The 24,284-nt window shown below is 53.5% G+C and carries 17 protein-coding genes and 1 pseudogene; 16 read left to right on the forward strand and 2 right to left on the reverse strand.

The annotated features are described in order from the left end of the window. Positions 1 to 44 precede the first annotated feature (44 nt). The 16 genes and pseudogenes from MKleb_RS11470 to MKleb_RS11545 all read left to right on the forward strand — a co-directional run bounded on the left by MKleb_RS11470 (position 45) and on the right by MKleb_RS11545 (position 21,754). On the forward strand, positions 45 to 230 hold the full coding sequence (locus MKleb_RS11470; RefSeq protein ID WP_129896991.1) for a hypothetical protein: 186 nt from the start codon (positions 45 to 47) through the stop codon (positions 228 to 230). A 90-nt stretch (positions 231 to 320) separates the two neighbouring features. Continuing rightward, positions 321 to 2,663 carry a type VI secretion system Vgr family protein gene (locus MKleb_RS11475; protein WP_406740809.1) on the forward strand — a complete coding sequence of 781 codons (2,343 nt, stop codon included), beginning with the start codon at positions 321 to 323 and terminating at the stop codon, positions 2,661 to 2,663. Between the two features lie 6 nt (positions 2,664 to 2,669). Next, on the forward strand, positions 2,670 to 3,215 hold the full coding sequence (locus tag MKleb_RS11480) for a DUF3828 domain-containing protein (RefSeq protein WP_224226603.1): 546 nt from the start codon (positions 2,670 to 2,672) through the stop codon (positions 3,213 to 3,215). A gap of 73 nt (positions 3,216 to 3,288) precedes the next feature. Further along, positions 3,289 to 3,759: a DUF3828 domain-containing protein gene (locus tag MKleb_RS11485; RefSeq protein WP_025105892.1), complete on the forward strand. Its 471-nt coding sequence runs from the start codon at positions 3,289 to 3,291 to the stop codon at positions 3,757 to 3,759. A gap of 342 nt (positions 3,760 to 4,101) precedes the next feature. Beyond that, complete coding sequence (locus tag MKleb_RS11490; RefSeq protein WP_258182381.1) at positions 4,102 to 6,675, forward strand: N-acetylglucosaminidase; 2,574 nt, start codon at positions 4,102 to 4,104, stop codon at positions 6,673 to 6,675. A 2-nt stretch (positions 6,676 to 6,677) separates the two neighbouring features. Continuing rightward, positions 6,678 to 7,454 (forward strand): hypothetical protein, encoded by a 777-nt coding sequence (locus MKleb_RS11495; RefSeq protein WP_217076672.1) that lies wholly within the window; start codon positions 6,678 to 6,680, stop codon positions 7,452 to 7,454. Positions 7,455 to 7,481: 27 nt separating this feature from the next. Further along, the gene (locus MKleb_RS11500) at positions 7,482 to 7,745 is read left to right on the forward strand and encodes a PAAR domain-containing protein (protein WP_071998059.1); all 264 of its coding nucleotides are present in this window, start codon (positions 7,482 to 7,484) and stop codon (positions 7,743 to 7,745) included. Between the two features lie 2 nt (positions 7,746 to 7,747). Further along, positions 7,748 to 8,956 carry a membrane protein gene (locus MKleb_RS11505; protein ID WP_025105889.1) on the forward strand — a complete coding sequence of 403 codons (1,209 nt, stop codon included), beginning with the start codon at positions 7,748 to 7,750 and terminating at the stop codon, positions 8,954 to 8,956. Beyond that, positions 8,949 to 12,320 carry an ImcF-related family protein gene (locus MKleb_RS11510; RefSeq protein ID WP_217076674.1) on the forward strand — a complete coding sequence of 1,124 codons (3,372 nt, stop codon included), beginning with the start codon at positions 8,949 to 8,951 and terminating at the stop codon, positions 12,318 to 12,320. Before MKleb_RS11505 ends, MKleb_RS11510 begins: the two co-directional genes overlap by 8 nt. A 390-nt stretch (positions 12,321 to 12,710) precedes the next feature. After that, on the forward strand, positions 12,711 to 13,967 hold the full coding sequence (locus MKleb_RS11515) for a type VI secretion system baseplate subunit TssF (protein ID WP_217076676.1): 1,257 nt from the start codon (positions 12,711 to 12,713) through the stop codon (positions 13,965 to 13,967). Further along, on the forward strand, positions 13,931 to 15,013 hold the full coding sequence (gene tssG, locus MKleb_RS11520; protein WP_116281042.1) for a type VI secretion system baseplate subunit TssG: 1,083 nt from the start codon (positions 13,931 to 13,933) through the stop codon (positions 15,011 to 15,013). The genes MKleb_RS11515 and tssG overlap by 37 nt, the downstream gene beginning before the upstream one ends. A gap of 160 nt (positions 15,014 to 15,173) precedes the next feature. Further along, positions 15,174 to 15,698 (forward strand): type VI secretion system lipoprotein TssJ, encoded by a 525-nt coding sequence (gene tssJ, locus MKleb_RS11525; protein ID WP_025105885.1) that lies wholly within the window; start codon positions 15,174 to 15,176, stop codon positions 15,696 to 15,698. A gap of 4 nt (positions 15,699 to 15,702) precedes the next feature. Continuing rightward, positions 15,703 to 17,174, forward strand: a pseudogene (locus tag MKleb_RS11530) (type VI secretion system Vgr family protein); the annotation flags it as partial. Positions 17,175 to 17,761: 587 nt separating this feature from the next. Beyond that, positions 17,762 to 18,850, forward strand: coding sequence for an ABC transporter substrate-binding protein (locus tag MKleb_RS11535; RefSeq protein WP_004851647.1), 1,089 nt, complete (start codon positions 17,762 to 17,764; stop codon positions 18,848 to 18,850). A gap of 71 nt (positions 18,851 to 18,921) precedes the next feature. Beyond that, positions 18,922 to 20,691, forward strand: a complete 1,770-nt coding sequence (locus tag MKleb_RS11540) for an ABC transporter permease (RefSeq protein WP_025105882.1) — start codon at positions 18,922 to 18,924, stop codon at positions 20,689 to 20,691. Beyond that, entirely contained in the window at positions 20,684 to 21,754 is a 1,071-nt protein-coding gene (locus tag MKleb_RS11545; protein ID WP_064357249.1) for an ABC transporter ATP-binding protein, read from the forward strand. Before MKleb_RS11540 ends, MKleb_RS11545 begins: the two co-directional genes overlap by 8 nt. Before the next feature lie 56 nt (positions 21,755 to 21,810). Here the strand turns inward: MKleb_RS11545 and MKleb_RS11550 are convergent, their stop codons facing one another. Further along, entirely contained in the window at positions 21,811 to 22,581 is a 771-nt protein-coding gene (locus MKleb_RS11550; RefSeq protein WP_025105880.1) for a (S)-acetoin forming diacetyl reductase, read from the reverse strand. A gap of 23 nt (positions 22,582 to 22,604) precedes the next feature. Then, positions 22,605 to 24,284 (reverse strand): acetolactate synthase AlsS, encoded by a 1,680-nt coding sequence (gene alsS / locus MKleb_RS11555; RefSeq protein ID WP_014838692.1) that lies wholly within the window; start codon positions 24,282 to 24,284, stop codon positions 22,605 to 22,607.

Consider the following 24,284-nt stretch of genomic DNA (forward strand, 5'->3'; position numbering starts at 1 on the left):
ATGCTTATAGGGAATTCAGGAGGATTCAATGTGATAATACGCTCTTGAAAAAAACAACCCCCGGTACAAATAAAGCCGATAAATTTAATGATACAATGGTTAGTTATGAATGGCAGGAGAGTAATTCGTTAAAAATAACAGTAATAAGAGATAATGAGAGTACGACTTTTTATTTTAATGAAGATTCAACGGGAACCAGCCTTGAAGTTACAGAAGAAACTCAATATTAAATTTGAAGAAATATATTTTGCCTGACCAAGAAACATTGTACGGATATTTAACTGGCAGACAGAAGGAGCAATGCAATGAACGGATCACGGATGAATAAAGGACTCAGTCTGACAGAAAAGCTGATCGGCCAGTCACGGTATTGTGTTGACGTTCATGGCTGCACGGAATTTCTGGATGTGTTGCGTTACAACGCCGTTGAATCACTCAGCCAGCCATGGCGCTATGACGTGGCGGTCACCTGCTCTTCTGCGGATATTGCCTGTGACGCGTTACTGTTGAAGCCCGCGTCATTTACTTTCCAGACCCCGATGTTTGACGGAACACCGGCCCTGCCGGTCAGGACGGTATTCGGCGTGGTGGAGTCGTTTCGCCGCGTGTCCACCTCGAATGATGAGACCCGGTACGCGCTGACGATCGTTCCCCGTATTGCTCTGCTGGGCTATACGAAAGGGAGCGAAATCTACCTCAATCAGTCGGTTATTGAGGTGGTTGAACAGGTCCTGCGTAAACACGGGCTGGAGGGGGCGGACTTTGAGTTTCGGCTGTCCCGCGAGTATCCGGTGCGGGAGCTAATTACCCGGTGGCGGGAAACCGATCTTGAGTTCATTGAGCGTTTGCTGGCTGAAGTCGGCATTTACTGGCGCTTTGCGATGGACAGTCGTCTTGAACAGGACGTGGTGATTTTTCAGGACAGCCAGCAGCAGTATGAATTTGGCGTCACCCTGCCATTGCGCAACCAGGCCGGGATCAGTGACAGCGGGCAGGAGAGCATCTGGGGTATTCAGACCGCATATAAGGTGGTGAGCGGGAGTGCGGCCACCCGGGACTACAACTACCGTGAAGCGCTACAACCTCAGGACAGTGCCGAAAGCATATTCAGCAAGGAAGGGATCACCACCGGAGAAACGTACCATTATGCTGAACCCTTCCTGACGGCAGGTGACGCTGAAAGCCCGGAGACCGGGGCATACTTCGCCCGTCTGCGTCATGAGCGCATTCTCAATGAGCAGTATCGCGTCAGCGGGCGTTCCTCCAGCCCTCATCTCGCTCCGGGTCAGGTACTGGAAACGGACGGAACGCTTCCCGATGCCGTCAGGGAAGGCATCGTCATCACCACGGTGCGCACCAGTGGTTCGCGCAAAAGTAGCTTTACGCTGACGTTTGAGGGCATCCCCTACAGTGAAACCGTCTGTTATCGTCCGGCACTGCTCAATCGACCGGTGATATCCGGCTCGCTGCCTGCCCGGGTGGAAAGCACACAGAAAGGCGACACCTATTCCTGGCTCGACCCGGACGGGCGATACCGGGTAAAACTGGACTTTGACCGCAGCAGTACTGAACAGGGCTATGCCTATTTGTGGCTGCGGCTGGCTAAACCGTATGCCGGTGATACGTACGGATTCCACTCCCCGCTTATCGACGGAACGGAAGTGGCCGTCGTTTTTGACGGCGGAGACCCGGATCGTCCCTACATCGCTTATGCCCTGCATGATTCAGAACATCCGGACCATGTCACCAGTGACAATCATACGCGGAACGTGTGGCGTACCCCGGCGAACAATAAGTTGCGGATGGAGGATAAGCGCCAGGAAGAGCATATCAAGCTCGCGACGGAATATGGCAAAACGCAACTGAACCTGGGACACCTGGTCAACAGCCAGCGTGAAAAGCGCGGCGCCGGTTTTGAACTGCGTACGGACGAGCATGGCGCGGTTCGTGCGGCAAAAGGGCTGTTCCTGACGGCGGATGCCCAGGCCAAAGCCCAGGGCCCGGTGCTGGAAATGGCGCCTGCCATTAACCAGCTTAACCAGGCCAACAGCCAGATGCAGGCGCTGAACAGCGCTGCTGAAGCCGCCGGAGCCCTGATCTGTGACATCAATACCCAGATTAGTCTTGTGACCGACAAAATCAAAGATCTCCAGTCTTCGGTCCTGCTGGGTAGTGCTCCGCAGGGGGTGGCAATGACCTCAGGTGAACACCTTCAGCTCAGCAGTAGCCGCAATACCATGATCAATGCCGGTCAGCATCTTGATGTCGGTGCGATGAAGAATCTGTCTGTAACGGTAGAAAAAGCCCTGCGTATGTTTGTCCATAAAGAAGGGGCTAAGCTGGTTGCCAACCAGGGAGACATCGAGATTCAGGCTCAGCACAACACGATGGCACTGTTTTCTGAAAAGCAGCTGACGGTGACCAGTAGTGAAGACGAAATTATTATCAGCACGCCGGAAACACTGACACTTAACGGTGGCGGGTCTTACCTGAGGCTGAGTAAGAACGGCATTGAACATGGTTCATCAGGTGAGTTCATTATGAAAACGTCTGACTATCTGGTACCAGGCACCGGCGCGAATCTCCCCAACGAAACACCTAATTTCAGCCTGACGGATATCACCCAGGAAAATAAAATCAGCAGCAAATCTTTTAATGACTAAGGGCTGATGATGGATCCATTAATTCCTCATATGCGTAATGTGTTTTTATTTGCATTTTTGCTTTGTTTATCAAATTTTACACAGGCATCCGAGCAAACAAGCCCAGAAAGCATCGTGTACAATTTTTATAAGTCATATTTGAAAGAAGAATCATCGGACAACAGTCGATTTCTCAGTCAATATGTTTCTGATGAATTAATGAAAAGCATTAACGACTCTATGATGTGTAATTATGATTCTGATGATTCAGCGTCGGCAGAAGAACTCGAAGGGAAATGTTCACAAAAGCGCGAATGCAAGCAGTTTAAAGGGCGTTATATTTGTAACTGGCATGGTGCTTGGGTTGATACTGATGTTGATTATTTTACAAAATCACAAGATGTGTATCCTTCATGGAAAGCAAGTATAAGTACCTTTGATGTATATCGGAAAGAGAATGACTCTTCAGTCAACGTTATTTTAGGAGCAGGTTCCGAGCCTAAAGTTAAATTTAAGGTTGTGCTAGAAAGAATTGATGAGAAGTGGAAAATCACCAGCGTAACGGAACAATAAGAACGTGGTCATTTTCTAAATTTCTCACCTCGACTACTTATACAAATACCAACATATCTACGGAGAGACGTTCATGTTGAAGAAGATTATTTTTGCTTGTTGCTTATTCTGCGTGGCCAATATAGCCTCAGCTTCAGCAAACGATAGTTCAATGCCTCGGGAAATTGTTGCAAAATTTTATCATGATTACCTTGTTGCGTCTGAAACGCCTGATATGGAATCAGCTGATAAACTAACTCAAAAAGCTATTTTTGAATATACAACTGAGCATCTCAGAAGTCTGCGGGATAATGATGAATCGGGTGCTGATTATTTTGTCGATGCTCAGGATATTTGTGAAGAATGGAAAGACAGCATTAATGTGGAAACTGTTTCAGAGAATGACCAGGTCGCACAAGTGAAGCTAACATTAGGATATGGTAAGGGCGTATCCCTGTATGCCGTTAACCTGGTTAAAGAAAAAGGGAACTGGTTAATGGATTCTGTTAAGCCCATATCTCATAGTAGTATTTATTGCCCTCGACAAGCAGAGGGGGGAGAATAAATGCTGGACAAGAATGTAGCAGTTAGTGTTTTAAACACTCAAGCCCTGGCCAGAGCGAAAATTAACGCTGAAAATTTTAAAAATGGCATAGATAAAAAGCTTAAATATGGCGAGTCAAAATGTGCCCGCTATGTTAAAAAAGCATTAATCGCTGGAGGGGCATCTGCAAAAAATTCAGGAATTGAATCAGCTAAAAATTATGGCCCATGGCTGCTTGAAAATAACTTTAAAGTTGTGGATAACGCTACAACAGTGCGTACTGGCGGTGTATTCACAATTTCTGGTCAGCAAGTGGGGGATGTTGTCGTAATCCAGGCAGCACCACATCATGTGCATGGTCATATGGCGATGTTTAATGGTACACACTGGGTATCTGATTTTGTCCAGGAAAGGGGGTTCTATCCTGCCCAGATATATCGTGATCAAAACATACCCTATGCACTTTATCGTTATGGCGCTAATACCACATCAGAGCAGAACGCCACGGCTATCCGAAAAGGAAAAATCAAAATAGTCTGGCCGATCCCCTCCAACAGTCGGGGAAGTGAGTTCAAAAATCAGGAAGAGATCCTCTCTCATATTGGGGGGGAATCCACCGGGCAGTATATGATTGGTCGCAGTGGGATGTGGCATGGCGGGATCCATATCACGGAAGCAACGACCCCGTGGTGTGCTCTGAGTGGCAAGTCTCCTCTTGAAGCATTAGATTTCCCAGTTCCCTTTAAAGGTGAGCAGGCTGTGCGATGCATGGCTGACGGCGAAGTGGTTGCTTATCGTGTCTGCAAGGATTATCTGACGCTTGCATGGGAATCCGGCCCACTGAGCTTTTCTGGTTCGTTTGTTCTGGTTAAACACTTTATTCAACCGGGGGAGAAAGAATCCAGCGGGCTGCATTTCTACACCCTGTATATGCATCTTGCGCCGTATTCAGCTTATGAGGCTGAAGCAGAAAATCAGTGGGCCATTCAGAATACTCTAAGAGCATATTCTGAAATGGACTGGCTGACGGCAAAACTGACTTCAGATAAAACTTCTCCACAAATTGCAGGGCACATACCTAAAGGGGCAAGAGTGGAGTGGGACCCGGCAGACAGCAATCTTAACGCCACAGGAAATAACAAGCGAAAATATGGTCTTGTAACACTGAAAGGATTACCAGAAGAAACCAGCAGTACCCTCACACCTGGTCAGCGCTATTGGGTTGTTGTGGATAACAACAATATTAAGCCAGCGCCGGGGGCTGGTCCAGGCTGGTGGCGGCATTTGCTTCCTCCCGCAAAGGAAGTCATGGTATTCGATAAGACAGTAAGTCTCAGTTTTCCATTTGCTATTAAGGCCGGTGACCCGATTGGCCACATGGGCTACTATCAGGCACCAAAAGATGGTGGTTATGAGGCACGATACCAGGTACATATCGAATGCACGAGCATGGATGATAATCTGGAGAATTTCCTGACCAACCCAGAAAAAGTGGGGGAGAAAAACCCGCTCTGGTTGAAGTATTCTCCTGGCCTTGCTCTTTTCACAAAAGATGTTGCGAAGGGCACTTTCGCAAAGGGCTCGACGTCGACAACGCGGACAGGCATTCTACCGTTGAGTAAGGTCACAACTGAAACTGATACCTCAACAAAGCAAGAATACTGGCAGCTGCGACCAGAAAATGCTTACGTCCCCAAAGGCCAGGCGGAACCTCAACTCTTGTCGCAGTATGATCTGGCAAAGCTGGGCTTCAGAACTGAAACCTCAGAGCCTACCAGTTTTGATTACTTGGATGGAAAAAACCAGCCTGTTGGATTCTTCCGCAGCCTTATCAACTCGCTCTATGAGGTTGCGACCAGTGATACGCGAACCAGTCATGCCCTGGTTAAGCATAATTATCAGCGCCTGCTGGATAAAATTGATAGTGGAAGCGACCGTTACTCTCCGATGGAATACTGGAGAGCACTTCATAATCCCGACTATCGTGACACCATCCAGAAAACAATCGTAAAACATCCCAGCGATTGGTACTTCAAAAAAGATGATGCTATCTGGCAACCTTTCCTCAATGCGCTGAAAAAAGAAGCCCCAGAATGGAAGAAATATAGCGAAGATTTTCTTGATAAAATGGCATGGATGCAGGATGTGTCCACTGAGAAACTAGGGCCTTCACTGTGGCATATGCATCCTATCCTTTTTTTGGGTACGTTAAAAAGTGCTAACCGGATTACTATCGTCTACAAGAATTACGATTATACTTTAGATTATGCCTTGAACAAGCAAATGTCACTTACTGGCGATAGTGTTCCTACATATGGCAATTATGGTGCCGTAACACGTGAGCAAGTTCGGGACTATATGAATCCTGAGCTTCATCAGGAAAACAGTGAAATATATCAATTCCTCGACATTTCTGCACCTTCGGGTATTTCTCGCGAAGATTTAGGTAAGTTACTTTCCGGTCAAGGTGTGTTATCAGGGAAAGAAGATGTATTTATTGCTGCTGCACAAAAATATAATGTAAGCGAAATTTATTTAGCATCACATGCAATTCTGGAAACTGACCGTGGTAGACATGCGTTTGCCAATGGAAGCAAAATGTATAACAACAGGCATGTTTATAATATGTACGGTATAGGTGTTTTTCCTGGCAACACTCAAAACGGGGTTGTAGTTGCTTATAACAAAGGTTGGTTCTCAGTAGATGAGGCTATCGATGGTGGCGCAAAATGGATTTCGGAAAAATTTGTTAATAATAGTAAAAACCAACAAAACACGTTATATAAAATGAGATGGAACCCATCCAATCCCGGAACCAGGCAGTATGCAACATCGATAAACTGGGCTCTTATACAAAAAACTGACATGAAGAAAATGTTTGATCAGTTCCCGGATGCAAACTTACGTTTCGAAATACCTGTTTATAAGAAGGGCTAAAAATGATGAAAATCTTGCTATTAATAATGTCTATGCTGTCATTTCATTCTTATGCTGCTTGCGATGAGTCTTGGAAAAAAGCTGACTACGAACAAAACATACACTCATATAAAGTGATTAACAAAACTTTTTTCCATTCAACGCCAGATGACAACTCAAGAAATAATAAGCTTTTTCTAATTAGTAACAACACGTTTGTCGGCTTTTTGAAATCCGGAGGATATGAGTTCGGGAGATATACAAGAAAAGATGGCAGCATTGTCATGGGATGGCTTAAAGACGATGATCTCTCTGAAACGGAAAAAACAAACACACCAGAATTTAATGGCGCTGACTTAAGCATTTACTCCCCAAATGGAAATATAGAATTAAGCTCTTCGTTCGAAGGGTTTTATAAAGCATGGGGTAGGTGTGGGAAAAAAGAGCAACTTGAAACGGGGGCCTGGAGCAACTATATATCGAAAGGTGATGAAACGTACAAGTATTTTGATAACTACTGGAAAGGATTCATTGTTCGCTCTTCAAATATAAACTACAAGCATTTTGGTGATGATTTTGATTTATATCGAATTACTACCATAACTGTAATAAATAATAAGTACATCACTGGTCGTGGTATATATGTTGGCATGAATGAAAATGAAATAATAAATGCTTATGGAGAACCCACATCAAGAAGCAAAGACAAAATAAGCTATCATTTCAAAAATAACACCCTGAGTTTCATGCTAGATAATGATGTAATTAAAAATATCATTTTGGAAGAGAGCATCCTGTAAATCCCCCCTATAAATAAAAGGCATAGTATGCTTCAGATAATACGTAAAGGCGATAAAACCACTCACGGCGGTTCTGTACTGACCGCTTCTGAAACGATGAAATTCGGTGGTATTGGTGTTGCCCGCAAAGGCGACAAAGTGTCCTGCCCGGTTCCGGGACATGGCCCTACAACTATCATAGAAGGCAATCCTGATTATCTTGATCATGGTATCCCGGTTGCATTTCACGGCCACAAATGCGCCTGTGGTTGCACGTTGATCAGTTCATTTTCCGCTGCAAAGGTTGCCTGATTATGCCCGTTTGGCTGGATGCCATCCCTGAAAAGGCTCCTAAGGTAGCGCGTCCCGGCACCGGTCGTTGGTTGCTATTCCTCGCGTTTATCATGCTGGGGGGCATAGCGCTCACGCTATGGTGCTGGACGTCAGAGAGAACCGGATTTGTCTTCTGGTTCACCGCTTTGGGTCTTCCATTTTGTACCTGGGGGCTTATTTTCGGCTTACGCCGGTTTGCCTACAAAGCCGAACAGGTGGGGGCCGAGTCCCGAAATGTCGAGCGAGAAGCGCTTATTGACAGTGAAATTCTGCGCGGTCAACGCTGCGCCTGGATCCTCGGTACTTATATTCAGAGTCCGGCCGGAAACAGCGCTGATGACCTGCTGAAGGCAATGAAAGTCGCGGCCCCCGCTATCGACTTCTCTCGCCCAAGAGGATATGACAAACCGGTCAGATACGCGGCATTAACAGAATACCAGACTGATTTAACAAAGGCCCTGACAGCGGCGGTGACTAAACTGACAACGCGTGTAGAAGGGATCGTTCAGCCGCTTCCGCCGGAGTTGCCATGCTGGCTGGTACTGGATTGTGATAACGACCTGTACCCCTTGATTGAAGAGCAGCTTAAGGCCGCTCTCTCACTAAAGACCGGCAGGATTTTTCGCCTGATGGCCGGAAAAGGTCTGGGGGCGTTTGATGCCTGGCTGGACAAGCGATGGGACAACCCGGGCATTCTGGTTGCCATTACCGTGTCGTTACCGGCGTATCCCCGGGAAGAAGATGCTGATGCTGTCTCAATGGTGGTATTAAGCAACCGCAAAGCCCATGCCTGGCCGGATGCTCTCCGCCTTCATCGCCCCGAAAGGGGAACAGAAACAACGCTCACAAAGACGCTCACCCGGGCGCTGCTCTGGTCGAAGACCCTGCCCAATGAACTCAAAGGAAGCTGGATCTCCGGTCCCACATTGACGTCGGACAGCGGCTGGAATAATGCCTGCGAAGAGAGCGAAGTGGAATTTAGTCTTTCAGAAGACAATTCCAGTATCGATCCCGTGCTGGGATATACCGGCCATGCTGCTCCATGGCTGGCCATCACGCTTGCTAATGCTGACGTTGAACAACGAGGGGCGCAGGTTATCGCCGCACAACCCGCCGCTGATAAGGACGACATCTGGGTCGCCGTCATCACCAAAGAAGAAGTTCGCAAGGAATCGCCTAAGAATGTCTAAGGTAAAAGTAAAAACTCTCATCGGCTCGGTTGTGACTGTCGCCTTTTTCCTGACAGTCATCGTGGCATTTTTGTTTTATGCCTTTCCGGAAAATGTGGCCTCAGCCACCGGCTTCGGACCGTATGACGGTCAACGGATACTCACATTCTGCGCCATACTGGTTGCCGCGATATTTTTGATCGGCTGGCTAATAGAGAAGGCTTTCGACCACGCGGGTAAATCCGGGTTGTATTTCCAGTGGGGCCAGAAAAAGGCTGAGAGTATCACTCCGGTGACGAACACCATTCTCAGTGAAGAAGATGACGATGAACCGGTCTTCAGCGAAGACGCCGTGTCCGAACACCTGCGCTTTCGCTATGGACGCCGCTGGCAGCGTAAGGTGCGACTCCTGCTGGTGATGGGCAACCCGGACGATGTCCATAAAGCAGCCCCGGGTCTGTGCCATGACCTCTGGCAGGAAGGTGACGGCAACGTACTGATTTATGGCGGTGATGCGCAGTCACTTCCGGATGAGATCTTCCTTTCAAAACTGAAGCGTCTGCGATCTGGCCAGCCGGTTGATGGCATTATTCAGGTGATGAGTACTTCAGCCCTCCCGACGGATAGCGAACGGGATGCTTTCTTGCGTTGCCGCCAGAAAGCCGATCATCAGCTGGGCTGGCAGGCGCCTGTCTGGCTGTGGCTGACTGATAAAGCGAAAGGTGCTCAGCAGGACGCGGACACGGCTGCGACAGGGGTGATATTCGGACCGGAAGGCACTATAAAAGAGGCGGATAGGGCATTGACTACGCTGTCTCAGCGCCTGCAAAAAGCCGGTATGGCACAGATACTGAATAATCCGGCTCATAACGGCCTGCTCCAGTTATCTTCCCGTCTGCAACACGAACTGAAAGCCAGTCTGACCGTTTTGCTCAGTGGGTTGATGCAGGGATCTGCGGCCTGGCGTTTACGCGGTGTCATGTTCAGCCCTGAACTGGCCGTTGCCGGAACGGTACCGAACACGCGCCTCGACACACCGACATGGAAAGCCGTCATTGATGACTGTGATGCCATCAGCGGCAGGAAGCTGGGCTTCGACTGGCAGAAGATGCTGAGGTTAATTCTGCTTTCCCTGATTGTCCTGTGGGGGACCGGTACATTGCAGTCCCTGATCGTTAACCGAACCCAGATTTATGAGGCACAGGAAACGGCGAGGCAGGCAGCGGATACCGCAAAACCACTTGCTGAACGCCTGCACAACCAGCTCGTACTCCAGCAAGCTATTGCCCGTCTGCAACATCGTGAGGCGACCGGAGCTCCATGGTACACCCGTTTTGGTCTTAATCAGGACAGCGATACGCTGGCCGCACTTTGGCCCCTGTATGCGAAAAATAACGCACAGCTGATGAGGGATGCCACAGCCGATAGTCTCAGGCAGCAGCTGAATTCGTTTGTGCAACTTCCTCCTGCCAGTGATGCCCGAACGCAGGGCACACAGCATACCTACGACGTGCTCAAAAGTTATCTGATGCTGGCCCGTCCTGACAAAGCAGACGCAGACTGGCTGGCAAAAAACGTCCTGAAAGCCTTACCGAAACGTCAGAATGTGCCGGATGGCACATGGCAGGACCTGGCACCGAAACTGCTGGGCTTTTATGCGCAGAACCTCCCGGCTCATCCGGAATGGAAAATTAAGCCTGACGCTGAATTAATCAGCACGGTCCGTCAGATCCTGCTCAAGCAGATTGGCCAGCGGAACGCTGAGTCCGGGTTATATCAGGACATGCTTAAGCGCGTGGCCAGCAACTGGCCTGATTTAACGCTTGCCGATATGACCGGCGACACCGATGCCTCAACGGTATTCAGCACTGACGAAGTCGTCCCGGGTATGTTTACGCGTCAGGCCTGGGAAGAACAGGTTCAGGATGCGATTAACGAGGTCGTCAAGACACGCCGCGATGAAATTGACTGGGTACTGACGGATAAGACGCACCAGACAGGGGGCGATATCTCCCCGGAGGCGCTGAAAGCCCGTCTGACAGAACGCTATTTTACCGATTTTGGTAACGCCTGGCTGAATATGGTCAACAGCATTCAGTGGCAGGATGCGACTTCGCTTGCGGAAGCCATTGCCCAGCTCAGCCTGATCGGCGATGTGCGCCGGTCGCCCCTGGTGGCCTTGATGAACACCCTCAACTACCAGGGAAAAACGGGCGAGAAGGGCGAAGCGCTGGCGGATTCGATAGTGGATTCGGCGAAAAAACTGGTTGGCCGGAAAAAATATGCCCGACAGTTCATTGAGCAGGCGCAGGGGCCGAAGGGGCCGCTGGAGGACGTTTTTGGTCCCCTGACGGGTTTCATGGAAGGAAAGGAGGGGACCGGACGTAATGGTAATCTGAGCTTCCAGTCCTGGCTTGCCCGTGTTACACAGGTCCGCCTTAAACTTCAGCAGGTCACCAGTGCGCCGGATCCGCAGGCGATGTCCCAGATGCTGGCCCAGACCGTGTTTCAGGGCAAAGCTATCGATCTCACCGATACGCGTGACTATAGCAGTCTGGTGGCGGCAAGCCTGGGTCAGGAGTGGAACGGGTTCGGTCAGTCATTGTTTGTTCAGCCACTGGATCTGGCATGGCGACAGATACTTGCTCCGGCAGCAGGAAGCCTTAATACCCGCTGGCAAACAACTATTGTCGATCAATGGAACAAAGCGTTTGCCGGTCGCTACCCATTTAAAACTACCGGCAGCGATGCCTCATTGCCTCTGCTGGCTCAGTTCCTGCGCAGCGACTCAGGTCGTATTGCTACGTTCCTGAAAACTAATCTCGGCGGCATACTTCACCAGGAAGGGAATCGCTGGGTCGTCGATCCTTCAGCAAGTCAGGGGATGGAAGTGAGCCCGGATTTCCTGCGGGCCATCAATCAGCTGGCTGAACTGGCGGATATCATTTTTGCTCAGGGAGATGCGAGCGTTCATTTCGAATTGATGGCGCGCCCTTCCCGTGATGTAGCCCGCATGCAGCTGACGCTTGACGAGCAAAATCTGGACTTCTTTAACCAGATGGAAAGCTGGCAGAGCTTTACCTGGCCGGGAAACACGTACTACCCGGGCGTCAGCCTCCGCTGGCGTAGCGTAAATAGCGGGATGCAGCTCTATGCTAATCACCAGGGCAACTGGGGATTCATCCGCCTGCTGGACAAAGCCCTGCTCACTCCCCTTGACGCGAGCCGCACGCAGCTGGTGTGGATCACCCCGGACGGCAATCCGCTGAAGTTTGTGATGCGCAGCGAGTTGGGTGATGGCCCGCTGGCCTTGCTGAAGCTCCAGGGCTTTAAGCTGCCCGAAGCCATCTTCACGGTTGCAGCCAGCGCTGAATACGTCGAATGATGAGACAAGGGAAAATGCGCTCACCCCAAATCCTTGTATCGGCATATGCCACAAATCACGAACAGCAGTAAGGCCTTATCGAAAGCGCCTCCAGCACTTTGTCTCACTCTGGATAACGAGCTAAAACCCGTCAACCCTGAAACGGAAACGGACGATGCTCCAGTTTATGACGATAATTTTCCGCTAATGCACACAGAGCTTAATACGCTCTCGGGTACCGATCCGAAGCAGCTCTGTACACGGGCGAAAATAGTGTGTGAACCCGCTAAAGCTATCCGCGTCGACACCTCTGCGAGGGATGTTCTACCGGCGAGGCGGGTTGTTGTCGAACCGGCCAGAACCAGCGGTTGTGTTTGGCTAATATTTTGTTAACTATCAGGAAATTTGTGCATGGATGATTTAACCCTGCGCTACTATGAAGCCGAAATGCGCTATCTGCGCGAAGCGGGTAAAGAATTTGCCCGGGCCCATCCGGACCGGGCGGCGATGCTTAATCTGGATAAACCCGGCGCGCGCGATCCTTATGTAGAACGTCTGTTTGAAGGATTTGCCTTCCTGATGGGCAGACTGCGTGAAAAGCTCGATGACGATCTGCCGGAGCTGACCGAGGGGCTGGTGAGTCTGTTATGGCCACACTATATGCGGACCATTCCGTCACTTGCCATCGTAGAGTTTACGCCGGACTGGCGCAGCCTGCGTCAGGCAGAAACGCTGGCCGAAGGCTTTTCTGTTCTTTCGCGCCCGATTGAGACAGAAAACTTCCGGCTGCACTGTGCGCCGGTTATCAATCTCTTTACCCTGGAAGCCGATCCGCTGACGCTTAATCCTCTGGATAACGAATACCTGCTCAGGCCGCTGCGTCTTCAGGATGGCCACACCGAGATTTACAGCGTCGATAACATCCATGGCGCGGTGAAGAATGGCAAACACCCCTATGTACCGTTCACCAGCTTCCGGCACCGGGGCGGTATGATGCGTCATGATGCCCCTGAACGTTATTACCACACCCGCGTGAAACGCGGCCCCTCTGGTCTGTATGACACCTGGTTAATTCTCGGGGGGCGCTCGTTCGAGCTGGAGCAGCTGTCCGATAAACTAGAATCCCTTTCGATGCGAATAACCGGTACCAACGGGCAACTTCCGCGAAAAGCGCTGGAAAGTACCCTGCTGGACAGGGTGGTCAAAACCGGCAAAGTGCCCGTCAGAGTATTAAACGTCACAGCACCGACAATGCCGCTATATCCCCCGGCAAATGACCGTTTTCACTGGCGAGTGATGAGCCACCTCGGATCAAACTTCCTCAGCATGATGGACAATCCGGAGGTTCTGCGGGGAACGCTGGCGCTCTATGACTGGACTGACGATGAGATGAACCGCCGTCGGCTTGAAGCAATCGTCGCCGTGAAGCACACCCTGATCCGCCGTTTTGAGAAGGGCTTTATGCTCAGGGGCGTGGACATTGAGGTTACGCTAAATACGGATAATTTTGCAGGCGAGGGCGATGTGAATCTCTTCGGGGAGATGCTGCACCGGTTCTTTGCGCTCTATGCCGATATTCACCTCTTTAACCAGCTCACGCTGGTACTGCAACCGACAGGGAAACGACTGAGATGGCGCGAGAATCACAGCCAGCACGTACCCGGCTGACGCTGGCCCTTAACAAAGATATCTGGCGGGCCAATTTCTATCGTTTCTGCCAGCTGCTGGAACAGGAAAATCCGGACGCGCCCAAACTGGGCGCCACCAGCCATCCGGGCGACGATCCGGTACGATTCAGACCCTGGCCTGGTATGGGTTTCCCGGTCAGTACCCTGAAGGTGGTGGAGACCGACGAAGACCATCCGACATTACCCCCAACGGTCCGCACGACATTTCTGGGGATGTATGGCGTGGACTCCCCTCTGCCAACGTCCTGGCTGGACGACATTGCGCAGCGCCGGGAAGGACACGAGGCGGTCACCTTATTCCTGGACATTTTCAGCCACCGCATCACCACGCAGTATTACCGGATCTGGCGAAAATACGCGTATCCGGCCACCTTCGAGGCCGGTGGGCGAGATGCCATATCACAGTGTCTGCTGGGGCTGGTGGGACTCGGTATACCGGGTACGTCTGAGCAGGTGGCAACGCCGGTGTCCCGTTTCCTGGCCCTGCTGGGCACCATGCGTTTGCCCACGCGTAATGCCGAGGGCATCCGGGCTGTGGTGAGCCTGCTGGCGCCGAATACCCGGGCAATTATCACCGAACCGGATCCGGTTAAGGTCCATATCGATAATCGCAGTGGGCTGGGGGCCGGAAACCGTATCCGTCTTTCGCAGCGGGCCACGCTGGGTAAAACGGCCAGGGAAGCATGCAGCCGGGTACTGGTGACGCTGGAGACAGCGGATCCGGACGAGGCGGAAGGCTGGTTACCCGGTGGTGTCCTCCATACCGATTTTCTTGTTCTGTTACGCGTCTATCTCGGCTACCGCAGTGACGCCCGACTGCGCCTCACTGTACCCGTACGGCTGTTGCCTGAGCCCCGCCTTGGCAAAGGCAGGCGTATCCAACTGGGCCGCACCGGTTTGCTGGGTCTGAAAGCAGGCAAACTCAGCAACAGCCAGGAGAGTCTGACCGTCAGTCTGGGCTGTTATGAAGGGTTGCAATGGTCTGTGTTACCCCCTGCTGAAGACGGACATTACCGCTTCGACTAATCATCAATCATTAATTCTCCCCAAAATAATTCTGATTGCAGGAAGGCGGCAAACGCGTGAGTCCCCGGGAGCATAGATCACTATGTGACCGGGCGGGGCGAGTGCGTGCAGCCAACGCATCTGCAATCAGAAGTATGAAGGGGATAAAAGGAACTTTTGAATGGCAACAATAACCCGCTGGCGGGTGCTGACGCTTATTGCCTGTGGTCTGCTCGCAGGCTGCGGTCTGACGCAGACCGTCACGGACGGTACGGTCAGCATCACGAAATCCATCTTCTACAGGAAAATTAAAACGCTGCATCTGGATTTTACCCCGCGCACGGCCATTAACGCCGATGGCGCACAGACGCCGCTGGCGACCATGGTGCGGGTTTATCAGCTCAGGGATCGTAAAGCGGTTGATGCCGCCGATTACCAGACGCTGCTGCGCAAGGCCGATACGGTACTTAAGGACGATATGCTTGCGTCAAAATCGCTGCTGGTGATGCCCAACGGCAGCGTGACGCTCAATATGCCCATGGATGAAGATGCTCAGTTCGTGGCGGTGGTGGGATTATTTAACCGCCCGGATCAGAAGGACAACCGCTGGCGCCTGGTGCTGACCCGTGACGACCTCGACCCGGACAAACCCCGCACGATTGAACTGGGTGATGGCTGGCTCAGCCTTGTGCCGGTAAAGGAGTGACGTAATGGATAACTGGTCAGCGCTTTTCGACGGACAGACCCGATACTTTCTGGATATCAATGACAGCACAGTGAAGCCGGATGTCCTGCGCTTTTACGGCAGGGAAGCCCTGAGCGAGCCGTTCAGATGGGACATTGAGTTCACCACGCTGCAGGCGAACATTCCCCCGGAGCAGGTGCTGATGAAATATGCCTCTTTCCGGATGCGTGGCGGCAAAAGCGTTCATGGCATGGTGACCCGCCTGGAATGGCTTTCCACCTCAAAGGATCAGTCTCACTACCGGCTTACGCTCAGTTCGCGCCTGGCGCTCCTGGGATACACCCGACAGTGCGCGGTATATCAGAATCAGTCCGTTCCTGAGGTGGTTGAGCGGGTGCTGCGTAAACACGGTCTGGAAGGTCCAGATTTTGAATTCAGACTGGAGCGCACCTATCCGGCGCGTGAAATTATCACTCAGTGGCAGGAGACGGATCTGCAATTCATCCAGCGCATTCTGTCTGAGGTGGGAATTTACTGGCGCACGGAGATGGACGACGTGCGCGGTCTGGATACGTACATTTTTGCCGACAGCCAGCTTAACTACCAGTTTGATGTGCGCCTGCCGTACAGCGAGCCATCGGGGTTGTTCGACGGCGCGGCAGAATCGGTCTGGGATGTGCGGACCTGGCACAACATAGCCACCGGCACTGTCGTCACGCGGGATTACAACTACCGGACCGCCACCACGCCGATGGATGCGGCGGTGAGTGTGCGCAGTGATGCGGTCACCACCGGGGAGCATTACCGCTACGCGGCACCTTATCGTGAAGCGGGCGATAACGCCAGCCCGGAGCCGGAAACCGAATCTGGCGCATTCTACGCCCGACTTCACCACGAGCGGGAGCTCAACAAATCAGCCCGTATCCACCTGTTCAGCAACGCCTCACACCTCACTCCCGGGCAGGTGCTGGAGCCGCAGGGCGATGTCATTACGGCCCTGCAAGAAGGCGTGATCCTCACGCTGGTGACCTTCCGTGGCGCCCGGGATTCCCGTCTGCATGTGTCAGTCTGGGGCCAGCCTTACACCGAACGTTACTGTTTCCGCCCGGCGGAAATCCCGCGTCCGGAAATTCACGGCACGCTTCCGGCCCGGGTTGAGAGCCGGGAGAAGAATGATATCTACGCTCACCTGGATGAGCAGGGGCGCTACCGGGTGAAGCCGGACTTCGACCGGGAGAGCACGGAGCCGGGCTACGGCTATCTTTGGCTGCGGATGGCGAAGCCGTACTCTGGTGATACATACGGCTGGCACACCCCGCTCACCGACGGTACCGAAGTGGCCATCGCGTACAGCAGAGGCGACATCGACCTGCCGTATATTTCCCACACTTTACATGACTCTGAACATCCGGACCCCGTTACCCGTGACAACCACACCCGCAACGGGCCACAGCCCCGGCAAACAACACGCTGTGGATGAGGGACTGCCGGGGAGAGGTCCGGTCAAACTCGCCACGAACTCCCTTTATCTCGTCTCTGTGGGTTGTGCCCACCGCCATTTCAGCTCCTGAGCGCTTTCGGGCTCGTCAACGCATTCTTCCTCCCGTGCTCGTTTCTTGTTCACGATGGCGATGACATGGTGAACAGCGATCTTTTCTTCAAAACAGTGGCTTCAGCGTGTTTTTGTGATTTTTGTCATATTCATATCAGCTGTCATTTTTTAGTTCATTTGATGAAATGCCTTTTCATTACGTTATTTAACAGCTCAATTGTAAGGCCGATCGCAAAATTTACCCTGATGGCAATATCCATAAGCGCGATTGATGTTCGCCCGGTGCCAGCGGGTGTTATTTTTGTGTGTAAGAAAACGCAATACTGAGGGGGTAAGAAACAGAAAAACTTAATCTTTTCTTAATATTTCCGCCCAACAACCTTTATCTCTTTAGCCGCGCCCCACGAATCTTCCTTTAAATTACGCCAGCGTCACAAAAGCCGTAAAAAAACAAACCCCGGCGTTGCAAGGCTCTGGCGTCCCGCTATATGTTAAATTTAAGTTTAATAATTGATATCTAAAGGTTGATTTTATGTATATGAAAATTAGTGGGTTAGTGATTTCACTGACGGCAGCTATCTCCGGACAGGTCCTTGCCGCAGTTCCTCAGGGCTATCCGGCGGATTATCAAAAGGTGGTGGATGCCGGGATTAAAGAAGGCAAAGTGGTTATCTATTCAACGACCGATACCAAGGCCGCAGGCCCGTTAATTAAAGGGTTTGAAGCGCAATATCCCGGCATTAAAGTTGAATATAACGATATGAACAGCACCGAATTGTACAACCGCTATATCAGCGAACAGGCGGCGGGCGGCGGCAGCGGCGACGTGGTCTGGAGCTCTTCCATGGATACGGCGCTGAAGCTCGCCACCGATTACGCCGAAGAGTACGCCTCGCCGGAGCGGGATAAGCTGCCAAAATGGGCGGTCTGGCAACAGAAAGCCTACGGCACGACCTACGAGCCGGTGGTCTTTATCTACAATAAGCGGCTGATCCCTCAGGGCGAAGTACCGGACTCGCATACCGCGCTGGCGAAGCTGATCGCCGGCCAGGCCGATAAATTCAAAGGTAAGGTCACGACTTATGACATTGAAAAATCGGGTCTGGGTTTTATGCTGGCGGTACAGGACAGCAAAGCCGATGCCAGCTACTTTGACGATCTGGCGGGCATAGCGAAAGGCGGCCTGACCGTGCAATCGTCCACCGGTACGATGATGGAGCGCGTCTCCTCCGGGGAAAACCTGATTGGCTACAATATTCTCGGATCCTACGCGGAGGCGCGGGCCAAAAACGATCCTTCGCTCGGCATCTCCTATCCGAAAGATTATGTACTGGTGCTCTCGCGGGTCTCTTTTATTACCGCAGAAGCCGAGCACCTTAATGCCGCGAAGCTGTGGTTTGATTACGTGCTGTCGGAAAAGGGACAAAGCATCCTGGCGAACCAGGCCGATATTCCCTCCCTGCGCAATGATATCGAAGGTAAAAATGATATCGACGGTATGACCAAAATGCTCGGTAGCGCGCTGAAGCCTATTCCGGTCGATGAAACGCTGCTGGCGTATCTTGAGCCGAAACAACGACTGGAATTTATCAAACAGTGGCGCACCGCCGCGGCGAAATAACCCCCGGGCGCTGCGCATCATTTCAGGATGCGCAGCCCGCTTAACGCCCGCCAGGTTTAAAGGGATCGCTTATGAATGTCTTACGTCGAAAATGGCAGGGTTTGCCGCGCGGTATCGTCGTCGTGATGACGGCGCTGGCGATTTATGTTCCGCTGTTATTTATCGTGGTGCAGAGCTTTCTCTCGGCGCCTTTTTTTGCCCGCACGAAATCGTTCAGCCTCGAAGCCTTCGCCTTCATCTTTAGCGACCCGGATTTTTATCTGGCGCTCAAGTCCGGGTTTATTCTGGCGTTTGGTCTGGTGGCGATTGCCATCCCCCTCGGCGGGATCCTCGCCTTTTTAATGGTACGTACCGATTTACCCGGGCGGCGGTTTATCGAGCCGCTGATTCTGGTGCCGATTTTCGTTTCGCCGATGGTACTGGGCTTTGGTTACGTGGTGGCGGCCGGGCCGGTGGGCTTCTTTTCGCAGTGGGCCGAGCAGCTGATCGGCTTCGTGCCGTGGAATATTTACTCGATGTTCAGCATCGTGGTGATTGCCGGGCTGACGCACGTTCCGCATGCCTATCTCTATATCTCTTCCGCGCTGCGCAGCGTCGGATCGGATGTCGAGGAGGCCGCGCGGACGGTGGGCGCATCGCCGCTGCAGGTGATGACCTCGGTGAGCCTGCCGATGGTGCGACCGTCGATACTCTACGCCTGCGTACTGCTGTTTTTCCTCGGCCTGGAGGTATTTGGCCTGATGCTGGTGCTGGGCGATCCGGAAGGCAACATGGTGCTGGCGACCTATCTCTATAAGCTCACCAACAAGCTCGGTACGCCTTCTTATCACCTGATGGCGGCGGTGGCGGTGGTCCTGATCTGCATCACCGTTCCGCTGGTGATGCTCCAGCGCCGCCTGATGCGCACCGCCAACCGCTTTGTCACCATGAAGGGAAAAGCGTCCCAGGCCCGCGCGCTGCCGCTGGGGAAATGGCGCTGGGTCGCCGGGATTGTGGTGGTGGCATGGCTGACGGTCACCATTGGGGTGCCGCTGATCGGCGTGGCGCTGCGGGCCTTTATTTCAAACTGGGGCGTGGGCGTTTCGCTGTGGGATGAACTCTCGCTGGCGACGTTCCGTAACATCTGGCAGCAGCCGAATCTGCTGCGCGCCATCGTTAACTCCATGGCGATTGGGGTGATTGGCGGCGCGCTGGCGGTGGTCTGCTATCTGTTCGTGGGCATCGCGATGCACCGCAAACCGGATAACGTCACGCGCTTTCTGGACTATAGCGTGCTGGTGCCGCGCGCGGTGCCCGGGCTGCTGGCCGGGCTGGCGTTTCTGTGGGTATTTCTGTTTCTGCCGATGTGGCTCGATCAGTCGCTGAAAAACGGCTGGCTCTCGGCGCTGCCGGTGGCAGACTGGCTGCGTGAACATCTGATCGTTCAGCTGCGCGCGCTGCGTAACACCATTTTTAGCGTCTGGCTGGCCTATACCGTCGTATGGATGGCATACGGGCTGCGGCTCATCTCCTCGACGCTGCTGCAGGTAGCGCCGGAGCTGGAGGAGGCCGCACGCAGTACCGGCGCATCGCGCGGGCAGATCACCCGCCACGTCACGGTTCCGCTGTCGCGCTACGGCTTAATCGGCTCCTGGCTGCTGATGTTTCTTATCTTCGAGCGCGAATATTCCACCGGGGTTTATCTGCTCTCTCCGGGCACCGAAACCATCGGTTCGATGCTGGTGTCGCTGTGGGCGGCGGGGGCTATCGATATCGTTGCCGCGCTCTCCTTTATTAATATTCTGCTGGTGGTCGTGGGCCTGGGTATCGCCCTGCGCTTTGGAGTGAAATTACATGATTGAATTATCGGTAGAAAACCTGCATCTGACCTACGGTGATAATCCGGTGCTCAAGGGCGTGTCAATGGAGCTGAATCGGGGTGAGGTGGTCTCGCTGCTCGGGCCATCGGGCAGCGGAAAAACCACGCTGCTGCGGGCGGTCGCCGGGCTGGAGAAGCCGACCAGCGGCATTATCACCATTGGTAAAACCCGCGTTTATGACGGCAACCCGCGTAGCGAAATCCCGGCGGAGGCGCGCAACCTGGGGCTGGTATTTCAGTCCTACGCGCTGTGGCCGCATAAAACGGTGTTTGAAAACGTGGCGTATCCGCTGAAGCTGCGTAAGGTTGCCGCCGCGGAGATCAAGCAGCGGGTGCAGACCGTGCTTGAACAGCTGGGTCTGGGGCATCTTGGCAATCGCCATCCGCACCAGCTCTCCGGAGGGCAGCAGCAGCGCGTGGCCATCGGCCGGGCGCTGGTTTACAACCCGCCGGTAATTCTGCTGGATGAGCCGCTGTCGAACCTTGACGCCAAGCTGCGGGAAGAGGCGCGGGTCTTTTTGCGCGAGCTGATCGTCAAGCTGGGGCTGTCGGCGCTGATGGTCACGCACGATCAGAACGAGGCGATGGCGATTTCCGATCGCATTCTGCTGCTCAATAACGGGGTGATCGAGCAGCAGGGAACGCCGCAGGAGATGTACGGTAGCCCGAGAACGCTATTTGCCGCCGAGTTTATGGGCAGCAATAACCGGCTGCATGGCACCGTCACCGCTCTGGATAATGGTCGGGCGCGAATTGAGGGCGCCAGCTGGGCGCTGTGGGGGATGGTCGGGGAGGGGGTCAAGGTGGGGGAAGAGGCGACGGCGGTGATCCGCGTTGAACGCCTGCGCATCGCCTCAGCGCCTGAGGAGAATATGCTGGCACTGCCGCTGCTGACCAGTATGTATCTCGGCGACCGCTGGGAGTACCTGTTTCGCACCGAGGGCGATGATTTCGCCATTCGCGCCTACGGCAGCGCGCTGCGCGATGCCGAGCGCTGCCATCTGGCCTTGCCCGTCAGCGACCTGTGGATCTTCCCTAAAGGATGAGATAAAAAAGCCCCGGCGCTGAAGCCGGGGCAAACCATGTCAGAGCTTATTTATTATTAGCTAAATACCATGCCGCCATCGATCAGCAGCGATTGGCCGGTCATATAGCTGGAGTCCGGACCGGCGAGATAAGAGACGCAGGCCGCGACGTCTTCCGGCTCGGAAAGCCGTCCAAGGGTAATGCGTTTGGCGAACTCCTGGGTCCCGTAGCCCAGCGGTTTACCCGCCGCTTCGGAAACCTGACGGTCGATTTCCGCCCACATTGGGGTTTTAACGATCCCCGGGCAGTAGCCGTTAACGGTAATTCCCAGATGCGCCAGATCGCGGGCGGCGGTTTGCGTCAGGCCGCGCACGGCAAACTTACTTGAGCTATAGACCGCCAGTTCCGGGTTACCCACGTGGCCCGCCTGGGAGCAGGCGTTGATGATTTTGCCGCCGTGGCCCTCTTTTTTAAACGCCTCTACCGCGGCCTGGATACCCCAGATAACGCCTTTGACGTTGATATTGTAGACTTTATCGATCACGTCCTCGCGAATCTCTTCGATAGGCGTGGAGGGGGCCACCCCGGCGTTGTTCACAATCACGTCAAAACCGCCCAGGCCCTTCCGCGCCTGTTCTACGGCGGCAAAAACCTGGTCGCGTTTAGAGACATCCACCTTCACCGCCAGCGCCTGACCGCCGCCGCGGTTAATTTCATCGGCGACCGCCTGTGCGGTGGCGTCATTGTAATCGGCGATAGCCACGGCAAAACCATCTTTAACCAGGCGAAGGGCGATAGCTTTCCCGATGCCCTGGCCCGCGCCGGTCACGAGTGCGACTTTTTTCATTGCTGGATTCCTTCTGTAGTGACTCAAAGTATTTGACTGAGATGAAGCTGGCCCATCAGCAGCGGGTTGTCGCTGTAATCAACGGGGATGGCGACCACGGCGGGGCCGTCGACGTCCATCGCCGCCCGCAGCGTCGGCTCAAGGGCGGCAGCGCTCTCTACCGCAAACCCTTTGGCGCCGAAGGCTTCGGCGTAGGCTTTAAAGTCCACCGGACCGAACTCAACGCCGGAGAGCCGCTGGTATTTTTTCTCTTCCTGAATCGCCACCATGTTGTAGCCGTTATCGACCCAGATGATATGCAGGACGTTAGCTTTTAGCCGTACGGCGGTCTCCAGCTCCATACTGGATTGCAGGAAGCCGCCGTCGCCGGAAACCGAAACCACTTTGCGCTGCGGGTTCACAAGCCAGGCGCCAATCGCCCACGGCAGCGCCACCCCCATGGTCTGCTGGCCGTTGGAAATCATGACCTGACGGGCGCGGAAGCTGTAGAGATAGCGGGCGATCCAAATATGAAAGCTCCCCATATCGACGGTCAGCGTCACGTCGCTGTTGACGATGTCCTGCATGGCGCGAACGATGCGCAGCGGATGAAGGGCAAACTGGTTCAGCTGCGCGCCGCGGCGGTCGAGCAGCTCCCGCTGATGCTGGCGGTCAACCAGGATCTCGGCGGCCTGCGGCGACAGCACCAGCTGGTGGTCGATACGCTGAGAGAGTTTGTTCAGGGTGGCGGCAATATTGCCGACCAGCTCGATGTCCGGGGTATAGTTGCGCTCTTCGTAAGCCGGCAGTACGTCGATATGCACCAGCGTGGCGTTGCCGTTATTCCACATGGCCGGTTCGTACTCCACCGGGCTATAGCCGATGCAGATGACCAGGTCGGCGAGATGCAGGAGTCGATCCCCCGCCTGGTTATTGAACAGCCCAACCCGCCCGGCGAAGCGGGTAAAGTGGTCCTGATTCACCGCGCCGGCGGCCTGATAGGTGCTGGTAACCGGGATATGGCTTTTTTTCAGCAATTCACGCAGCGCCGCGCTGTTTTCCGCCTGGCTGGCCATCAGGCCGAGCAGGAATATCGGATTTTTAGCGCCGGCAATCATCTTCGCGACTCGCTCAATGGCTTCGTCCGGCGCCGCGCCGGTCTGCGGCGCATCGCTGGCGGGCAGAACCCTGGCGTGGACCGGCCCGTCGACCACGTCCTGCGGCAGGCTGACGAAGGCGCTGCCGGGGCGTCCCTGCTCGGCTGCGCGAAACGCGTTGGAAACCACTTCCGCCAGCGCTTCCGCGGCGGTGACTTCCACCGAGTATTTGGTTACCGGACTAAACATCGCCACCGTATCCATACTCTGGTGCACCTGTTTGGCCTTGTCGGCGCGTTTTACCGCACCGCCCAGCGCCACCACCGGGTCGCCTTCGCTGTTTGCGGTGGCCATGCCGGTAATCAGGTTGGAGCAGCCGGGGCCGGACGTGACCAGCGCGACGCCCGCTTTCCCGGTGATGCGGCCAACCGCGGCGGCCATAAACGCGGCGTTGGCTTCGTGGCGTACCGGAATAATGCGAATGGAGGAGTCCAGCAGCGAATCGAAGACTTTATCGATTTTGGCCCCTGGAATGCCGAACACCTGTTGTACGCCCTGCGCCTCAAGCTGGCTGACGATAAGGTCGGCGCCGTGCGCCCACTGGCGCGGTTGATGTTGATTATCCAC

The sequence above is a fragment of the Klebsiella sp. PL-2018 genome (assembly GCF_019048985.1).
Lineage (GTDB): Bacteria > Pseudomonadota > Gammaproteobacteria > Enterobacterales > Enterobacteriaceae > Klebsiella > Klebsiella michiganensis.